At 74.2% G+C, this 18,723-nt stretch carries 10 protein-coding genes; 5 read left to right on the top strand and 5 right to left on the bottom strand.

The genetic code is table 11. The features are described from left to right. Positions 1 to 137 precede the first annotated feature (137 nt). Positions 138 to 2,351 (top strand): discoidin domain-containing protein, encoded by a 2,214-nt coding sequence (locus ACW14Y_RS07680; protein WP_456986322.1) that lies wholly within the window; start codon positions 138 to 140, stop codon positions 2,349 to 2,351. A 61-nt stretch (positions 2,352 to 2,412) separates the two neighbouring features. On the opposite strand, the gene ACW14Y_RS07675 is transcribed toward ACW14Y_RS07680, so the two are convergent. Together ACW14Y_RS07675 and ACW14Y_RS07670 are read right to left on the bottom strand one after the other, a co-directional pair. Further along, positions 2,413 to 3,033: a DJ-1/PfpI family protein gene (locus ACW14Y_RS07675; RefSeq protein WP_456986321.1), complete on the bottom strand. Its 621-nt coding sequence runs from the start codon at positions 3,031 to 3,033 to the stop codon at positions 2,413 to 2,415. Positions 3,034 to 3,068: 35 nt separating this feature from the next. Beyond that, positions 3,069 to 3,800, bottom strand: a complete 732-nt coding sequence (locus ACW14Y_RS07670) for an SDR family NAD(P)-dependent oxidoreductase (protein WP_456986320.1) — start codon at positions 3,798 to 3,800, stop codon at positions 3,069 to 3,071. 49 nt (positions 3,801 to 3,849) lie between these two features. Here ACW14Y_RS07670 and ACW14Y_RS07665 point away from each other — a divergent pair, with 49 nt between their 5' ends. Further along, positions 3,850 to 4,746 (top strand): helix-turn-helix transcriptional regulator, encoded by an 897-nt coding sequence (locus tag ACW14Y_RS07665; RefSeq protein ID WP_456986319.1) that lies wholly within the window; start codon positions 3,850 to 3,852, stop codon positions 4,744 to 4,746. A 319-nt stretch (positions 4,747 to 5,065) separates the two neighbouring features. Here ACW14Y_RS07665 and ACW14Y_RS07660 read toward each other — a convergent pair whose 3' ends face one another. Further along, positions 5,066 to 5,695, bottom strand: coding sequence for a LysE family transporter (locus tag ACW14Y_RS07660; RefSeq protein WP_456986318.1), 630 nt, complete (start codon positions 5,693 to 5,695; stop codon positions 5,066 to 5,068). A gap of 214 nt (positions 5,696 to 5,909) precedes the next feature. Here ACW14Y_RS07660 and ACW14Y_RS07655 point away from each other — a divergent pair, with 214 nt between their 5' ends. After that, on the top strand, positions 5,910 to 6,719 hold the full coding sequence (locus ACW14Y_RS07655; protein WP_456986317.1) for a hypothetical protein: 810 nt from the start codon (positions 5,910 to 5,912) through the stop codon (positions 6,717 to 6,719). Positions 6,720 to 6,762: 43 nt separating this feature from the next. On the opposite strand, the gene ACW14Y_RS07650 is transcribed toward ACW14Y_RS07655, so the two are convergent. Then, positions 6,763 to 8,079, bottom strand: a complete 1,317-nt coding sequence (locus ACW14Y_RS07650; protein ID WP_456986316.1) for a cytochrome P450 — start codon at positions 8,077 to 8,079, stop codon at positions 6,763 to 6,765. Between the two features lie 301 nt (positions 8,080 to 8,380). On the opposite strand from ACW14Y_RS07650, the gene ACW14Y_RS07645 reads away from it, so the two are divergent. Beyond that, a complete protein-coding gene (locus ACW14Y_RS07645) occupies positions 8,381 to 14,776 on the top strand; it encodes a DNRLRE domain-containing protein (protein ID WP_456986315.1) in 6,396 nt (2,131 codons plus the stop codon). Between the two features lie 111 nt (positions 14,777 to 14,887). Continuing rightward, positions 14,888 to 15,367, top strand: coding sequence for a hypothetical protein (locus ACW14Y_RS07640; RefSeq protein WP_456986314.1), 480 nt, complete (start codon positions 14,888 to 14,890; stop codon positions 15,365 to 15,367). Positions 15,368 to 15,455: 88 nt separating this feature from the next. Here the strand turns inward: ACW14Y_RS07640 and ACW14Y_RS07635 are convergent, their stop codons facing one another. Beyond that, on the bottom strand, positions 15,456 to 18,650 hold the full coding sequence (locus tag ACW14Y_RS07635; RefSeq protein WP_456986313.1) for a M28 family peptidase: 3,195 nt from the start codon (positions 18,648 to 18,650) through the stop codon (positions 15,456 to 15,458). Positions 18,651 to 18,723: the final 73 nt, after the last annotated feature.

The raw sequence follows: 18,723 nt of genomic DNA, 5'->3' as shown, positions 1-18,723 counted from the left end.
CCGAACCCCGAGCCGGCCGGTGCGCGGACCCGTCGAGCCGTCCCGTCGTTCCCCACCGCCCGGCGCCCAACGGCGTACCGGGCACGGGCCGCGGTGTGCGCCTCCGCCTTCACCCACCCCCACCGCAGGAGCAGCCCATGAGGCTCACTTCAGCACGCCCGCGTCGCGGGGGGCCGGCCGCCAGGCTCGGTCTCGCCCTGCTCGCGGCCACCACCCTCGCCCTGCCGGGACCGGCCGCGCTCGCGGCCCCCGCCACCTCCGCCACGGTGACGGCGCCCGCCCCCGCGGCCGCCGAGTGCGGCGCCGCCGACGCCGCGCGGGGCCGCCCGGCCACCGCCTCCTCCACCGAGAACGCGGGCCTGTCCGCCGCCAACGCCGTCGACGGCGACCCCGGCACCCGCTGGTCCTCCGCCTTCGCCGACCCGCAGTGGCTGCAGGTCGACCTCGGCTCGGTGCGGCAGCTGTGCCGGGTCGAGCTCGCCTGGGAGGCGGCGTACGGACGCGCCTACCAGATCCAGGCCTCCGACGACGGCGTCAGCTGGCGGACCCTCTGGTCCACCACGACCGGCACCGGCGGCACCGAGACCCTCGCCGTCTCCGGCAGCGGCCGCTACGTCCGGCTCAACGGCCAGGCACGGGGCACCGCCTGGGGCTACTCGCTGTGGGAGCTGCGGGTCGCCGCCTCCGACGGCCCGACCGTGCCGCCGGTGCAGGGCGGCGGCGACCTCGGCCCCAACGTGCTGGTCTTCGACCCCGGCACGCCCGGCATCCAGGCCAAGCTGGACGAGGTGTTCCGCAAGCAGGAGTCCAACCAGTTCGGCCCCGAGCGGTACGCGCTGCTGTTCAAGCCCGGCACCTACCAGAACCTCAACGCCCAACTCGGCTTCTACACCTCGATCGCGGGCCTCGGCCTCAAGCCCGACGACACCACCTTCAACGGCGATGTCACCGTGGACGCCGGCTGGTTCAACGGCAACGCCACCCAGAACTTCTGGCGCTCCGCCGAGAACCTCGCCCTCAACCCGGTCAACGGCACCGACCGGTGGGCCGTCGCCCAGGCCGCGCCGTTCCGCCGGATGCACGTCCGGGGCGGGCTCAACCTGGCGCCGAACGGCTACGGCTGGGCCAGCGGCGGCTACATCGCCGACAGCCGGGTGGACGGCCAGATCGGCAACTACTCGCAGCAGCAGTGGTACACCCGGGACAGCGCCATCGGCGGCTTCTCCAACGGCGTCTGGAACCAGGTCTTCTCCGGCGTCCAGGGCGCGCCCGCGCAGAGCTTCCCGAACCCGCCCTACACCACCCTCGACACCACCCCGGTGTCGCGCGAGAAGCCGTTCCTCTACCTGGACGGCAACGAGTACCGGGTGTTCGTCCCGGCGAAGCGGACCAATGCCCGGGGCGTCTCCTGGGACGGCACCCCGCAGGGCACCTCGCGGCCGCTGAACCAGTTCTACCTGGTCAAGCCGGGCGCGACGGCGGCCACCATCAACCAGGCGCTGGCGCAGGGCCTGGACCTGCTGTTCACCCCGGGCGTCTACCACGTGGACCGGCCGATCGAGGTGACCCGCCCCGACACCGTGGTGCTGGGCCTCGGCCTGGCCACCGTGGTGCCCGACAACGGGGTGACCGCGATCCGGGTCGCCGACGTGGACGGCGTCCGGCTGGCCGGGCTGCTGGTCGACGCCGGACCGGTCAACTCGTCGGTGCTGGTGCAGATCGGACCGGACAACGCCGCCGCCGACCACGCGGCGAACCCGACCACCCTCCAGGACGTGTTCGTCCGGGTCGGCGGCGCGGGCGCGGGCTCGGCCACCGCCGGGGTCGTGGTCAACAGTGACGACGTGATCGTCGACCACACCTGGATCTGGCGCGCCGACCACGGCACCGGCGTCGGCTGGACGGTCAACCCGGCCGACTACGGCCTGCTGGTGCGCGGCGACGACGTGCTCACCACCGGGCTGTTCGTCGAGCACTTCAAGAAGTACGACGTCCAGTGGTCGGGTGAACGCGGCCGGACGATCTTCTACCAGAACGAGATCGCCTACGACGCCCCGAACCAGGCCGCCGTGCAGAACGGCGCCACCAAGGGCTGGGCCGCCTACAAGGTGGACGACAACGTCACCACCCACGAGGGCTGGGGGCTCGGCAGCTACTGCTACTTCAACGTGGACCCGAGCATCCGGATGGACCACGGCTTCGAGGCCCCGGTCCGGTCCGGGGTGCGGTTCCACGGCCTGTCGGTGGTCTCGCTGGGCGGCAACGGCCAGTACGAGCACGTGATCAACGGCACCGGCGGCGCGACCTCCGGCACCTCCACCACCCCGTCCACGGTCACCTCCTTCCCGTGACGGCACCCGTCGCCGGCCCCGCACCCGGGGCCGGCGACGGCTCGGGCCCGCGTCCTCCGGCTCAGCCCAGGGCGCGGGCCCGCTCGACCACCTCGGCCGAGGCCTTGGCCACCGACCCGCTGTCGAAGGGGGGTTGCGGGTCGTACTCGGTGGTGAGCTGGATCGCCCGGGCGGTCAGCTCGTCGCTGAGCAGCGCGGCCAGCGAGACGGCCATGTCGATCCCCGAGGAGACCCCGGCGGCGGTGATCAGCCGGTCGTGCCGGACCACCCGCTCCGGCGTGTAGACGGCGCCGTGCGACTCCAGTTCGGCGGCCGCCTGCCAGTGGGTGGTGGCGGTCAGGCCGCTCAGCAGACCGGCCGCGCCGAGCACGATCGACCCGGTGCAGACCGAGGTGGTGAAGCGGGTGCCGGCGTGGATCCGGCGGACCCAGTCGAGGAAGCCGGGGTCCGCGAGCATCGGCCGGATGCCGCCCCCGCCCGGGACCAGCAGGACGTCGCACCGCTCCACCTCGGTGTACGCGGTCGGCACGTGCACCGGCAGGGCGCCCAGATCGTCCCGCACCAGGCCGGGTTCGGCGGTGACGAACCGCACGGTGGCCCCGGGCAGGTAGGCGAGGATCTCGTAGGGCCCGATCGCGTCGAGCGGCTCGAATCGGTCGAAGAGCGGTATCACGATGTCCATGCGCCGCAGCCTAACCAAGGGGCGCCGACGGTCCGTCAGCCGTCGCGCAGGACGCGGCGCCCGACCGGCGGGGCGATCCGCAGCAGCGCCAGCAGGGCGCGGGTGGCGCCGACCGGGACGACGGGGCGGCGGCCCGCCATGCCCCGGGCGACGGCGGCGGCCGCGGCGGCGGGGGTGAGCTTCTTCGCCGGGCCCTCCCGGCCGGCCGTCATCGCGGTGTCGACCAGCGGCAGCACGATCTCCTGGACCAGCACCCCGGGGGTCGTGGTCCGGGCCTGGTGGCGCAGCGACTCCAGCAGGATGTGGACGGCCGCCTTGGTGGCGCAGTAGACCGGCGCGCTCTGCTTGGGCGCGAACGCCAGCCCCGAGGTGACCGCGACGAAGGCGGCGTCGGGCGCAGCCGCCGCGAGGTGCGGCCAGGCGGCCGCGGCCAGTTCCACCACCGAGGCCAGGTTGACCTCGATCTCCTCGCGGGCCCGCGCCAGCGTCCGCGGATCGGGGCCGAGGGTGAGCGGAGTCGGGTACTGGACACCGGCGTTGGCGACCACGACGTCCAGGCCGCCGAGGCGTCCGACGGCCTCGGCCACCACCCTGGCCGCCTCGCCGGGCACCGCCAGATCGGCCCGGACGGTGTGCGGGGCGTCGGGCGGCGCGCTGCGGCCGCAGGTGACGACGGCGGCGCCGAGGGAGCTGAGGTGGTCGGCGAGGGCCAGGCCGACACCGCCGGTGCCGCCGGTGACGAGAATGCGCTTCGAGCTGAGGTTCACGCCGCCCATCGTGGAGTGCGAGCCTCCGGTCCGCTTGTACGATCGCGCCATGTCCCGTACCGGTGTCGACATGGCGCGCTCGGTCCGCCCGGCGATGGCGCTCGCCGTCCTGCGCGGACTCGGCCCGCGCGCCGGTGCGGCGGGGCAGCGGGCCGAACGCCTGCTGGGCGAGGGACTGCCGGTGCCGGAATGCCTGCACGCCCGGCTGGCGGCCGCACTCGCGGCCCGCGGCTGGCCGGCGCTGCTCGGCGCCGCCGAGCGCCTGGTGGCCGACGACCCGCTGTTCGCCCCGCTCCCCGGCTGCGCCGATCTCGCCGAACTCCTCGACCGGGCCCGGCTGGTGGAGCCCTGGTTCCACGCCGGCCACCGGACCGGGAGGGTCCTCGGCGACGGTGTGCTGACGGTCCGTCACATGCCCGCTCTGGGCGGTGTGCCCGGACCGGCGGAGTCGCTGCTGGTGTGCGCTCTCGACGTGGTGGCCACGGCGGGCCCGGTCGGCCGCACGGCCCGGGTCGAGGTACTGGCCGACGGCGCGGCCGGGCGGCCCGAGGAGATCCTGCGCACGGGCGCGGCCCGGGTCACGGGATGGCGCCTGCGCTGGGCCGCCGCGCCCGCCGTCGCCGCCGCGCCGCGTCCCCTGGAGACCGTGCGGGCCCGGTTCGCCCACGATCCGGCCCGCCCCTGGCGGCTCGACGGGACGGCCGCCCTGCTGGGCCTGAGTCCGCGCACCCTCCAGCGCGGCCTGGCCGACGCGGGCACCTCCTTCCGGGCGGAGCTGCTCGCCGTCCGGCTGGAGGTGGCGGGCCAGCTGGCCGCGCGCACGGCCCTGCCGCTGGCGGAGGTGGCCGCCGCCGCGGGCTTCACCGACCACGCCCACCTGACCCGCCGCTTCCGGGCCCGCTTCGGCTGCCCGCCCTCGGAGTTCCGCCGCACGGGGGGCCACTGACCGGCGCGAGCCGGTCGGGGCCGGTCGGTCGGCGGGCGGCCGTGTGTTGCGGTTCCTGTCGCGGGGGCGGCCTCGTTCGGGTCGACCGATGGCTTGCGGGCCACCCCGCCCGCCTCTCCCGGAGCCTCGTCGCGCGGGGGGACTGATCCGGCGGAGCCGGGCCGGGAGCGGGATTCCGGGCGGGCACGGTGGGGGAGCGGGATTCGCCGCGCGGGATTTGGCGCGCGGGGCTGCGCGGCCGCTGGGACGGGGGCGCCGCTCGTGGCCGTGCCGCCGTTCCGCCGTGCCGCCGTGCCGCCGTGCCGCCCGGGCCCCGGGGTCAGTGCTGGAGGGCGAGGCGGAGCGCCAGGGCCAGCACGACCAGGTTGCCGGTGAGGCCGGTGAGGAGTCGGCCGCGGGGGCCGGTGAGGACGCGGCGGAGCAGGGCGCCGCCGGTGGCGAGCAGGGCCTGCCAGCTGGCCGAGGCCGCGAAGGCGGCCAGGACGAAGACCAGACCGGCCCCGAGGCTGCCGGGGCCGGTGCGGCCGCCGAGCACCAGCGCGCTGAAGTAGACCACGGTGAGCGGGTTGAGCAGGGTCAGGCCGAGCAGCGAGGCGTAGGTGCGCCAGGGGGAGGCGGGTACCGGGGGCGGCGGGCCGGCCGGGTCCCGGTCCGCCCGGTGGGTGCGGAGCGTGGCGCGCAGCCCGTGCGCGGCGAGGAGGACGAGGACGGCCGCGGCGGCGAGTTCGAGGGCGCCGGCGGCCGGTGCGAGCAGCGGGGCGAGCGTCGCGCCGCCGATCAGCGCGAGCAGGGCGTACAGGCCGTCGGCGGTGGCCACGCCCAGGGCGGCGGCCAGGCCCCGGGCCAGCGAGACGCGGGAGGCGAGGGTGACGACCAGGACGGAGATCGCGCCGACGGGCACGGCGATGCCGTACCCGGCGAGGAGCCCGGAGAGCAGTGCGTCGGTCATGGGGGTTCCGGTTCGGGCGGGGTGGGCAAGGGACGGTGGCGGGGAGCGTAGTGCGCGACCGCCGGGCCGGACCACCGGTTATCGCGGCGGCTCCGGACCCGGTGGCCGATCGCCGGGATTCGGTCCGGTGACCGAGTCTCCGGGGGCCTCCGGTGTTTCTCTCGGGAGTGATCGGGAGCGACGGGGAACGGTCCGAGGAGAGGGGGCGGTCGCGATGAGGACACGGCTGTGGCCGGTACTGCTGGCGGTCTGTCCGGCCCTGTTCGCGGTGGCGACGAACCTGGTGACCAACCAGGTTTCGCTGTCACCGCTCTGGTGGGCGGTGGTCACGGTGGGGTGCGTGCTGCTGGCCGGGGTGCTGGTGTTCCAGACGTACCGGGAACTCCGGGGGCCGGGGCCTTCCGCCGCGGGGGCCGTGCGGGCAGTCACGACTGCGCCGCCCGGACCGGCCGCCGTGCAGTCGGGGGCCGGTGACGTGACCGTGCTCGGCGGCTTGCGGTCCGTCCGGCCGGGAGCCGGTCTGATGATGCTGCTGTGCGGGGTCTTCGTGACCGGGGCGGGTGTGCTGCTGATGTCCAAACCGGGCTCGGCGACCAGGAAGTGGCACCCGGGACCGGACGATCCGACGATGTTCCAGGCGCATCCGCTGGGAACGTGGGTGGTTCTGGGCGTGCTGCTGTCGGCGTTCGTGGTGCCCGCCGTGGTGGTGGCGCTCGGGCGCGGCCGGGGGCAGCTGGAGTTCTCCGCGGAGGCGCTGGTGTTCGTGGGGCGCCGGGGCCGGGCGGTACTGCCGTGGTCGGAGCTGAGGCGGGTGGAGGTCAGGAAGACCTTGATCGGCACCACCTGGGTGGAGGCGTACCCCGTCCGGAACTCGCGGCTGCTGATGACCCCGCCGACGATGGGAATGTACGACGCCGGGCGCGGGGTGCTGCGGGTCTGCGAGCTCGGGGCGGTGGGGGTCCCCGCGCACGCCGTGCGGGCGGCGTTGGTCCGCTGGCAGCCCCGGCCGCCCCGGCGGTGGTGACCGTGACGGGCCCGGCGGTGCGCACTACCGCCGGGCCGGTCCGTCAGCCCGCCGCCGTGAGCACCACCGGCGTCGGGCCGTCCGGGCGGACGGTGATGCTGTAGACCGCCCCGGCGGGCCGGTCGAGGAAGCGCACCGTGTAGGCGGGCAGCAGGAGTTCGAGCACCGCGACGGACTCGCGGAGCGCGAACTGCGTGCCGAGGCAGGCGCGGGCGCCGAGGCCGAACGGGAGGTAGCCGCCGAGCTGCGCGGGGCGGCTGCCGCCCGGCCCGAACCGGGCCGGGTCGAAGCGCTCCGGGTCCGGCCAGAGGGCGGGGTCGCGGTGGGTGAGGTAGGGGCAGACCAGCAGGTCGGTGCCGGCCTCTACCCGGTGGCCGGCGAGGGTGTCGTCGGTGAGCGCGTGCCGGGGGAGGATCCAGGCGGACGGGTAGAGCCGCAGCGTCTCGGAGACCAGGGCCTGCAACGCCTCGCGCCGCTCCGGCGAGCCCTCGGGACCGGCGTCGAGGGCCCACCGCCGCGCGCCGGGCTCGCGGTCGAGCAGCAGGTACAGCCAGGTGAGGGTGGTGGCGGTGGTCTCGTGGCCGGCGACGAGCAGGGTGACGAGCTCGTCGCGGATCAGCCGCTCGGTGTACTCGGGGTGCGACTCGGCCGCGTCGAGCAGCACCCGCAGGACGCCGGGGCCGTCGGGGCCGTCCTCGTGGCGGCGCGCGGCGGCGATGGCGGCGTGCGCCACCGCGTCGATCCGGGCGAGGTCCTCGGCGACGGCGTCCCCGGCCCGGTCGCCGTCGGGGAGCTGGGGGAGGGCGGCGACGACGGCGGCGATGCAGTCGAGTTCGCGCTCGGTGGCCGGGTCCAGGGGGTGGCCGGTGAGCGCGCGCCAGATGGTGTCGAGGGCGAAGTGCCGCATCTCCGCGCCGAGGTCGATCTGCTCGCCGGTGCGCGCGTACCCGGCCCAGCGGTCGGCGGCGCGGCGGGCGGCGGCGGTGATCCGCTGCTCGTAGCGGCGCATCCCGGTACCGGTGAACTGGGCCTGGAGCATCCGCCGTTGGCGCTTCCAGGCCTCGCCGGTGGCGGTCAGCACGCCCTCGCCGGCGATCGTCCGGGCCCGGTGCGAGCGCTTGACGTACCGCTCGGGGTGGCGGCCGAGGACGTGCTGCACGGCCTCGGGGTCGGTGACCAGGACGGTGGGGCGCGGGCCGATCCGGAACGCGGCGACACCGCCGAGGCGTTGCCGGGTGCGGGCCAGCAGGCCGATCAGCTCGGCCTCCTCGGTGCGCCACTCCTCGACCGCCTCGGGCGGCAGTTCGGGGACGGGCGGGGCGTCGGCGGGGGAGGGGCCGGGGTTCGCGGTGGTGGTCACGGGGGTGCCTCCTCGGTCGGCGGCGGGCTGAGGGGGAGCGGACGGGTCGGTCGTCCGGCTGCGGTGTCCGCGCTGACCTTACGTCAGGGAGAGGCGTCCGCGTGACCGCCCGGACACCGGGCGTCAGTTCCGTGAAGCCAGGTGAATCCCTTGTGGAACTGGATCACGATTGCGCCTTTACCAGCTGGTAATGATCATGAGTGCCCCTTTTACCGGGATTTGGTGCTCTGTTGGTGCGCGATTGGGATTCCCTATGCTCCGTCTCCGCCGTCCCCCAATGACGGCCAGTCAAGGAGATCCCATGAAGCACGCCATACCCGGTGGAGCGCCCCGCAGATCACCTGCGGCCCTCCGGGCCCTGGGCGGAACGGTCGCGACAGCGGTGGCGGTGGCACTGCTCGCCGGCACCCAGCCCGCGCTCGCCACTCCCGCCACCGGTCCGACCCGGCCCCAGCAGCCGAACGCCGGCGCCAACGCCGCCACCACCGCCGCCGACCTGCCCTCCGCCCGGATCGCCGCCCGGCTCTCCGGCAAGCGGGTCGAGGCACTGTCCGAGCGCACCGAGACCTCGACCACCTGGGTCGACAAGGACGGCACCCTCACCACCGACCTGTTCGCCGGCCCGGTCCGCTTCCAGCGCGACGGCTCGTGGACCGACGTCGACCTCACCCTCCAGGCCGCCGCCGACGGCACCGTCCAGCCCAAGGCCCACCCCCGCGGCCTGCGCCTGGCCGGGGCCGGCGGCGAGCGGGTGAAGAACCTCAAGGAGGCCCAGGCGGCCGGCGCCGCCGCCGAGGGCCAGGACGCCGGCCGGCAGGCCCGCAGCCTGGTGACCCTCGGCTCCGGCGACCAGCAGGTCGAGCTCCAGTGGCTCGGCGGCCTGCCGAAGCCCGAGCTCGACGGCACCCGGGCCACCTACCGGGACGCCGTCGCCGACGGCGCCGCCGACCTGGTCGTCGAGGCCACCCGCACCGGCTTCGAGCAGTTCGTGACGCTCAAGCAGCGCCCCGCCGCGGCCGGCTTCTCGTACACCATGCCGCTGCTCGCCAAGGGCCTCAGGGCCGAGGCGCAGTCGGACGGCAGCGTGCTGTTCACCGACCGGAAGAACGGGGAGCAGCGCGCCGTGCTGCCCGCGCCGGTGATGTGGGACGCCACCGCCGCGCCCGGCTCCAGCGAGCACCCCCACCAGGCCAAGGTCGGCCTCCAGGTGGTCCAGCGCGGCGACCGGATCGACCTGGTCTTCACCCCGGACGCGGCCTTCCTCGCCGACCCGGCCACCGTCTACCCGGTGACCGTCGACCCGTCGACCACGGCGCTCGGCAACGCCTTCGACACCCGGGTGCAGAAGGGCGAGACGGTCGACTGGTCGGCCGACACCGAGATCTACTGGGGCAACTCCGGCACCAAGAACGCCGACGGCAGCTCCCGCGAGGCCCGGGCCTTCATCAACTGGAACACCGGCCCGATCGCCGACGCGCTGATCACCAAGGCGACCCTGTCGCTGTACAACTTCCACTCCGGCAACAGCGACTGCCTGCCCTACACCTGGGAGGTCTGGGACACCGGCCTCGCCTCCACCGCCTCCCGCTGGACCGCCCAGCCGGCCTGGAACAGCAAGAAGGCCACCTCCACCGAGACCAAGGGCCGCGACGCCTGCGGCGGCGACGGCTGGATCAACGCCGACGTCACCAACCTCGTCCAGACCTGGACCTCGGCCAAGAACACCACCTCCGGCATGGGCCTGCGCGCCCCGGACGAGGTCTCCACCAAGTACTGGAAGGAGGTCAACTCCGCCAACGCCGCGAGCAACGTCCCCAAGCTGTCGGTGACGTACAACTACCGTCCGCGCACCGGCACCGACCAGCAGGCCGGTTCGCCGTTCTACAAGGACACCGCCGGCACCTGGTGGGTCAACTCCACCACCCCGACGCTGCGCGACACCTTCGTCGACCCCAACAACGACAAGGTCGACGGCACCTTCCAGATCTTCGACGACGCCACCAACGCGCAGGTCGGCAATGTCCTGGTGTCCCCGTACGTGCCGAGCGGGCAGCCCGCCTCGGTGACCGTCCCGGCCGGACTGCTGGCCAACGGCAAGACGTACCGGTTCCGCACCTCGCCCTACGACGGCCTGCACTACAACAACAACTGGTCGGCCTGGGCCTACTTCACGGTCGACACCTCGGCCCCGTCCGCGCCGACCGCGATCACCTCCACCGACTACCCGTCCGGGCAGTGGGTCAAGGGCGCCGGCCAGAGCGGCGTCTTCACCGTCACCCCGCCGAGCGGCGACCAGAACGCGCTGGAATGGTCGCTCGACGGCACCACCTGGACCAAGGCCGCGACCAACGGCGGGACTTCCCCGGTCGCGCTGACCGTCACCCCGGCCAAGGCGGGCACCAACACCCTCCAGGTACGGGCCACCGACCGGGCCGAGAACAAGTCCGAGGCCCTCTCCTACACCTTCCAGGTCGGCGCCGGCGGCGTCACCGCACCCAACGAGGCCACCCGCACCGCCGCCCGCGTCCCGCTCGCGGCCGAGGCCGACGGCGCCAAGTACACCGCGGTCGCCTTCTCCTGGCGCCGCTCCGACGCCGACACCTGGACCGCCGTCCCGGTCGCCGACGTCACCGACGCCGGTTCCCCGCTGGCCGCCTGGCCGGTCGCGCTGACCGCCGGCAAGAGCCCCGCGCTGGTCTGGAACGCCGCCGCCACCGTCACCCCGGACGGCCCGGTCCAGCTGCGCGCCGACTTCACCGGTCCGAACGGCGCGGCCGTCTCGGCCGAGCCGGTGCACGTGGTCGTCGACCGCAAGGCCGACGGTGCCACCACCACCCAGGCCGGACCGGGCACCGTCAACATGCTCACCGGTGACCTCACCGTCAGCACCACCGACGCGTCGTTCTTCGGCATGACGGTCAGCCGCACCCACTCCTCCCGCGACCCGTACGCGGCCGCCAACCAGACCGGCCGGGCCGCGATCTTCGGCCCGGGCTGGCTGTCCGGCGTCGGCGCCGACTCGCTGGGCACCGGGTTCACCGAGATCCGCCGGACCTCGGCGACCTCGCTCGACCTGGCCGCCGGCGACGGCACCTCGGTCGGCTACACCGCCAACGCGGCCGGCAACGGCTGGGTGCCGGAGCCCGGCAGCGAGCACCTGACCCTCAAGGGCTCCTTCGCCTCCGGGGACTTCACCCTCTCCGACACCGACGGCGCCGTCCTGACGTTCGCCAAGGCCGACCCGGCCGCCACCACCTGGACGGTCACCACCAGCCTGATGGACGGCCTGTCCGACACCACCAGCAGCATCGTCAACGAGACGGTCACGGTGGGCGGCAAGACCCTGACCCGCCCGCGGATGCTGATCGCCCCGACCACCGCCGTCCCGGCCGCCACCTGCTCGGCCGACCCGACGGTCAAGGGCTGCCGCGTCCTGCAGCTGGTCTACGGCGCCGCCACCACCGCCACCGGCACCACCGACCCGGCGACCTTCGGCGACTTCGCCGGCCAGGTCAGCGGCATCAAGCTGTGGGCCACCGCGCCCGGCGCCGCCAACGCCACCGCCACCGACGTCGCGGCCTACCGCTACGACAGCACCGGTGCGCTGCGGCTGGCCTGGGACCCGCGCCTGGGCACCGCCTCCACCACCCGGTACGACTACGTGACCGGCGGCGGCGCGGCCGGCGCCCTGGACGCGGTGCTGCCCCCGGGCGTCACCGGCGGCTACCACATGGCGTACGGCAACGTCCCCGGCACCGCCGCGGCCGGGGAGGGCATGCTGACCAAGGTGTGGACCAGCACGCTGGCCCAGGGCACCACCGCCACCGTCAACGGCACCGCGACGACCAGCTACGTCTACGGCGTCCCGCTGACCGGCACCAGGGCACCCGAGAACCTCTCGGCCGCCGCGGTCGCCGGCTGGGGCCAGACCGACCTGCCCACCGACGGCACCGCCGTCTTCCCGCCCGACCAGGTCCCCGCCTCCGCCAACGGGGCCGACCTCAACGCGGGCGACTACACCCGCGCCGTCATCGGCTACCTGAACGCCTCCGGGCAGCAGGTGAACTCCGCGGCCCCCGGGCGCCGGATCACCACCACGGAGTTCGACCGCTGGGGCAACCAGGTCCGCAGCCTGACCGCCGCCAACCGTGAACTCGCCCTCGGCTCCGGCACCGGCGCCCAGGCGAGGCTCACCGACCTCGGCATCGACACCCTGCCCACCGCCGAGCGCGCCGGCCTGCTGTCCACCACCACGGTGTACAGCGCCGACGGCCTGCGCGAGAGCGAGGTGTACGGCCCGCTGCACCGCGTCACCCTGGCCGCCGACGCACTCTCGGGGGCGACCGTCGTCGCCAACGCCGGCAGCCAGGTCGTCGCCCGCGCCCGGACGACGAAGACCTACGACGAGGGCCGCCCGACCGACGGCACCGCCAAGGTCAAGGACCAGGTCACCACCACGGTGACCGGCGGCTGGCTGCGCGCCTGGCCGGGCGTCTTCACCGAGCAGCGCAGGGACACCACCGGCTTCGACTGGGCGCTCGGCCTGCCGACCCGCACGGTCCAGGACGCCGGCGGCCTCGCGCTCGCCACCGTCACCGGTTACGACGCCAAGGGCCGCACCGTCTCCACCTCGCTGCCCGCCTCGAACGGTTCGGACGCCGGCACCACCCGCACCACCTACTGGACCGCCACCGGCACCGGCGCCTGCGCCGGCCGCCCGGAGTGGGCCGACCTGCTCTGCCGCACCGCCCCGGCGGGCGACATCACCGGCGGCGGCTCCAACCCGGCGCAGACCGTGACCAAGACGGTCCAGTACGGCCTGTTCGGCCAGATCGCGCAGACCGACGAGACGGCCAACGGCTCCACCCGCACCACCGTCATCACCCCGGACGCGGCCGGTCGCGCCGCCTCCACCAGCGTCACCGGCGGAGTCGGCGCCACCGTGCCGGCCGTGACGGTCAGCTACGACCCGGCCAACGGCAAGGTCACCCGGCAGACCTCCGCCACCGGCGGCACGATCAGCCAGGCCTACGACGCGCTCGGCCGCCTGGTCTCGTACACCGACGCCGACGGCGGGGTCACCACCACCGAGTACGACGCGCTGAACCGGCCGGTGAAGACCACCGACAGCGTGCCGTCCACCACCACCTACGGCTACGACACGGCCGTCGACCCGCGCGGCACCCTCACCTCGGTCACCGACTCGGTGGCCGGCACCTTCACCGCCCGTTACGACGCGAACGGCGCCCTCGCCACCCAGGGCCTGCCCGGCGGGTACACCCTGACGGTGGGCCAGGACCCGTCCGGCGCGGCCGTCAACCGCACCTACACCAAGGACGCCGACGGCACCGTCGTCATGGTCGACGGCATCACCGAGACCGTCCACGGCCAGTGGGCCACCCACACCGGCACGCCCGGTGTGACCGCGGCCCAGACCTTCGGCTACGACGGCGCCGGCCGGCTGGTCAACGTGCAGGACACCTCGGTCGACGCGGTGTGCGTCAACCGGGCCTACACCTTCGACCGGAACACCAACCGGACCGCCCTCGCCACCGCCACCGCCGCCCGCGGCCTGGCCTGCACCACGGCGGGCGCCACCACCCGGACGTCGGCCTACGACAGCGGGGACCGCCTGCTGGACGCCGGCTACGCCTACGACGCGTTCGGGCGCACCACCACGCTGCCCGGCACCGCCCTGGCGTACTTCGCGAGCGACCTGGTGCAGCAGCAGACCACCGGCGCCTCCCGGCAGACCTGGACCCTCGACGCCAACCAGCGCCACCGCGCCTGGACCGCCGAGACCAACAACGCCGGAACCTGGACGGCCACCGCCGCCCGCGTCAACCACTTCGCCAACGACGGCGACGGCCCGCGCTGGATCACCGAGGACGCGGCCGGCAACGTCACCCGCAACGTCGCGGGACCGGGCGGCGAGCTGGCGGCGACCACCGCGAAGACCGGTGCCACCAGCACCGTGCTGCAGCTCACCAACCTGCACGGCGACGTCGCGCTGCGGCTCCCGCTGGACACCGCCGTCGCGCCGACCGTGCTCGACCACGACGAGTACGGCAACCCGCGGGCCGGCCAGCCCGCCGTGCGCTACGGCTGGCTCGGCGGACAGGTCCGCTCGGACGAGACCCCGAGCGGGCTGACCCTGATGGGCGTGCGCCTGTACAACCCGGCCACCGGCCGCTTCCTGTCCACCGACCCGGTGGCGGGCGGCAACGCCAACGCCTACGAGTACACCCACGGCGACCCGCTCAACCGCTACGACCTGGACGGCCGCTTCGACTGGCGCCGCCACTACGAGGAGGCCAAGGCCTGCGGCCGGCTCGGCATCTGGGGCTGCGCGTTCGCGACCACCATCTCCGGCATCGCGCTGAAGATGACCGGCGGCGGCGCCCGCAACAACGCCACCCGGCACTTCATGTGGCAGTCCGCGCTGACCTTCTTCTTCGGCTACTACGCGGCCAAGCGGATCGGCGACGCGCACGAGTACGGCGAGAAGTGCCCGCGCAGCGGGCGGTGCGACACCGACATCGACAAGCACAACAACTCGGTCGCCCGGAACTTCGCCAGCAGCTGGGGCGGCTGGCGGATGATGTTCGTCTCGTACGTCTGGTACGGCCTCTACGGCCTGATGTACAACCTGCGGGCCTACGGCCGCTACTACTACGACGTGGGGGTGCTCTGGTAGGCCTCCGCTGAAAGACCGGGGACGGCGTACGCTCCGGCGTGCGCCGTCCCGCCCTCTCCGCCCCGCCCTCTCGTCCCGCCCTTTCCGCCCCGCCCACGAACCGGAGTCCCCGTGACCGCCCCCCGCCGGACCCTGGCCGCCACCGCGGTCCTCGCCGTGCTCGCCCCCCTCGCGGCCGCCGGGTGCGGCGTCCTCCCCGGCGCCGACCGCTGCGGCGGGCAGCAGCCGCGGCTCACCGCGCTCCGGCACCTGGACGAACTCGCCCTCGCCCCCGCGGGCTCGCGGCCGGTCGACGGCCCCGAGCCGGACGCCGAGTGCGTCGACGGCGACGGCGAGAACATGCTGACCGCCGGACTCACCTACGGCTACCCGGACACCATGGCCCCGGTCCACGCGTACTACGCGGCCGAGCTGCCGGCCCGGGGCTGGACGCCCCGCCGCACCGAGGCGGTCGGCGACAGCTGCTACGGCCGGGAGACCGCCGCCGGCGCCACCCTGCTGCGGATCAGCGGCCCCAAGCTCGGCCAGCCCGGCGGGCGCTACCTGCTGACGGCGGAGGCCGCGATCGAGGGCGAGCCCTCCTGCGCCTGAGCGCACACGCGGCGGTGCCGCGGTCCGTCCCCCTCGACGAACCGCGGCACCGCCTTTTTCATCCCGTCCCGGAGACGATCCGGTCCGCTCAGATCGCCTGCCAGAGGGCCGGGACGATGGGGGGCTCCCAGCCCACCTGGGCCGTGTGGCCCTGGAGGCACCGGTAGCTGATTCCGTTGTAGGTGACGGTGTCACCTGCCTTGTAGGTGGTCCCCGCGGCCCAGGTGCCGTTGCCCGGCCCGGGGTCGGAGGTGACCACCAGCGAGTAGCTGGTGGAGTGCGAGACCGAACCGGTGCCGGTCACGGTCAGGTTGTACGTCGCGGCGGGGACCGACGCGGCGACCGAGACGTTCAGCGTCGCGGAGCCGCCCGACTGCACCGAGGAGGGGCTGACGGTGGCGGTCACACCGGCCGGCGCGCCGGTGACCGTGAGGTTCACGGTCTGGGCGGTGCCGGAGGTGGTCGCGGTGTTCACCGTGGCGCTGGCCGACTCGCCCGGCTTGACGCTGCCGGTGGCCGGGTTGACGCCGACCGAGAAGTCGTTGCTCGGCACCGGGCCGCTGCCGACCGAGGTCTTCCACAGCGTGTAGGCGACGCCGTCGGCGCTGCGGTCCAGCACGGTGGCGTTGATGTTGCTGGTGGTGTCGCAGGCGGAGTGGTAGCAGGAGTCGTACGCCCGGTTCGCGGTGCCGCCCCACTTCGCCGCCTGGGCGGAGGTCTTGGTGGCGCTGGCGCCCGCCGCGTAGCCCGAGGTCGGGATGCCGGCGGACTGGAACGAGGCGTCGTCCGAGCGGCCCTGGCCCTCGACGTTCTCCTCCGGCTGGAGGTTCAGCGAGTCCCAGTAGGCCTTCATCGGCGCCGAGGTGGCGGAGTTGACGTTGTTGATGAAGTAGCCGGCGTTGGGCGAGCCGACCATGTCGAAGTTGTAGTAGCCCTTGATGGCGCTGCGCTGGGTGGAGCCCAGCTGGCTCACGTAGTACTGCGAGCCCTGCAGGCCCTGCTCCTCACCGGTCCACCAGGCGAAGCGCACGTGGCGGGTCATGGTGGGGTTCTGCTGGGCCAGCACGAGGGCGGTCTCCAGCAGGACGGACGAGCCGGAGCCGTTGTCGTTGATGCCCGGGCCGGCGCTGACGCCGTCCAGGTGCGCGCCGAACATGGTGACCTGGTCGGCGGGGCCGCCCGGCCAGTCGGCGATCAGGTTGTTGGCGCTGTAGGTGCAGGAGCCGCAGGTCTGCTCGCTGACCTGGTAGCCGGCGGCGACCAGCTTGGCCTTCACGTAGGCCAGCGACTGGCTGTAACCGGCGGTGCCGGTACGGCGGTTGCCGCCGTTCTGCGAGGCGATGGTGTTGAGCTGGGCCAGGTGCGCCTGCACGTTGGCGACGCTGATGTCGGGCGCCTGCCCGGTGGGGCCGCCGCCGCCGACCGTCAGCGTGTACTGGGCGGTGTGGGTGGTCTGGCCGGTGCCGGTGACCGTGATGACGTAGCTGCCGGGCGCGGTGGTGGCGCTGGTGGCGACGGTCATCGTGGAGCTCGCCCCGGACTGGACCGAGGACGGGCTGAAGCTGACGCTCGCGCCGCTCGGGGCGCCGGAGGCGGTCAGGTTGACGGTCTGCGCGCCGCCCTGGGTCACCTGGGTGGTGACCTGCGTGGTGGCGGAGGAGCCGGCCTGGACGTTGCCGGAGCTCGGGTTGGTGCCCATCGAGAAGTCCGGGCCGGTCGGGCCGGAGCAGGTCGGGTCACCGGTCTGGGCGGGCACGCTGACCGCGTCCCAGGCCGCCTTGGTGCGGTTGAACAGGTTGCACGAGGGGTCGAGCGACTTGGCGGCGCTCAGGGTGGTGGTCCGGTACTTCTTGTAGGTCATGCCGCTGGTCTTGAGCAGCATGCCGCCGTAGAAGACCCGGCCCGCGTCCTTGATGCCGACGCCGGTGACCGTGGAGCTGTTGCAGGTCGGGCTGGTGGGCTTGCCGCCACCCGGGTTGGAGCCCTCGGCGAGCAGGTAGAACCAGTGGTTCAGCGGGCCGGCGGCCGCGTGCACCTCGGTGCTCGGGATCGAGGAGGAGTAACAGTTCGGGTCGCCGTTGACGAGCGAGGGGTTGGCCATGTTGCGGATCGGGCCGCGGCCGACCAGGTTGATCATCTCGCCGACGGTGTAGTCCGGGCTGTCGTACGGGGAGGGCTCGTTGGCGTACGCCTCGGTGAGCGCGCCGAAGATGTCGCCGGTGCCCTCGCCCAGGCCGTTCTCGTTGTTGGCGCCGCCGGGGGTGTACTGGTCGATGCCGTGGCCGAACTCGTGGCCGACGACGTCGATCGAGGAGATCCACTCGTTGGCGTTGTTGTGGCCGATGGAGACGGAGGAGCCGTCCCAGTAGGCGTTGACGTCGTTGAGGCCGACCTTGACCGGCCAGCTGCCCCCGGTACCGTTGTGGCCGTTGCGGCCCAACCAGTCCTTGAGCATGTCCCATTCCTTCTGCGCCGCGAACATGACGTCGCCGCAGCCGGTCTCCTTGCTGGTGGGGCTGCCGTTGCCCCAGGAGTCCGAGGACTTGGTGAACACCTGGCCGGTCGCGTTGTCGGCGCAGCTCAGGCCGGGCCGGCCCGGGTCGCGCAGCGAGTAGCTGCTGCCCGAGCCCGTGGTGCTGATGGTGACCGGCGCCGGGCCGTTCCACTTGCTGTTGACGGTCCCGGCCCGGACGTCGTCGTAGCTGTCGACGACCTCGCCGTTGCGGGCGTCGACGAAGACGTGCAACGTGCTCGGGGCGCTCGCGGTGCGGCCGGTGAGCACGGTCTCCCAGGCGAGCCGCCCGGTGCCGTCCTTGACCCGGACGACCAGCCGGCGGGACTGCACGCCGTCCACGGTGGCCAGCTTGGTGCGGGCGGTGCGCTCCGCGTTGGCGGCGCTGATCAGGGCGGTGGTGGGCACGCCTATCGCGCCGGTGTTGGCGGACTGGGACCCGTGCACCTTGCCCTGGCCGTCGGCGAGCACGACGGCGTCGCCGCCGACCACTGGCAGGCCCTTGTAGCTGCGCTCGTAGGCGACCGAGTAGAGACCGCCCAGCCAGGGGGTCACGGACTGGCGCTCGTAGGTCTCGCCGGGGCCCTTGGCCAGGGCGTCCAGGCCGGCCGCGGCCGCCTGGTCGGCGGCGTTCACGGCGGCGGCGAGCGCGCTGGGGGGTGTCGGCGCGGCCGCACCGGCGGCGGCGCCGGCCTGTCCGACCGCGGTGGCGGTCAGCATGCCGGCCAGGACGGTCAGGGTGGTCCCCGCCGTCAGCAATCTGCGTTTCATTCCGAGGCTCCTCGAACGTGGGGGTGCCCGACCGCGGACGGTGCGCCGGAGAGGCGCTCACCGCAGGACGCTG

It is taken from the genome of Kitasatospora sp. cg17-2 (genome assembly GCF_054031055.1).
The sequence above is the reverse complement of the archived record's forward strand: the minus strand, read 5'-3'. Positions and strand labels throughout refer to the sequence as shown.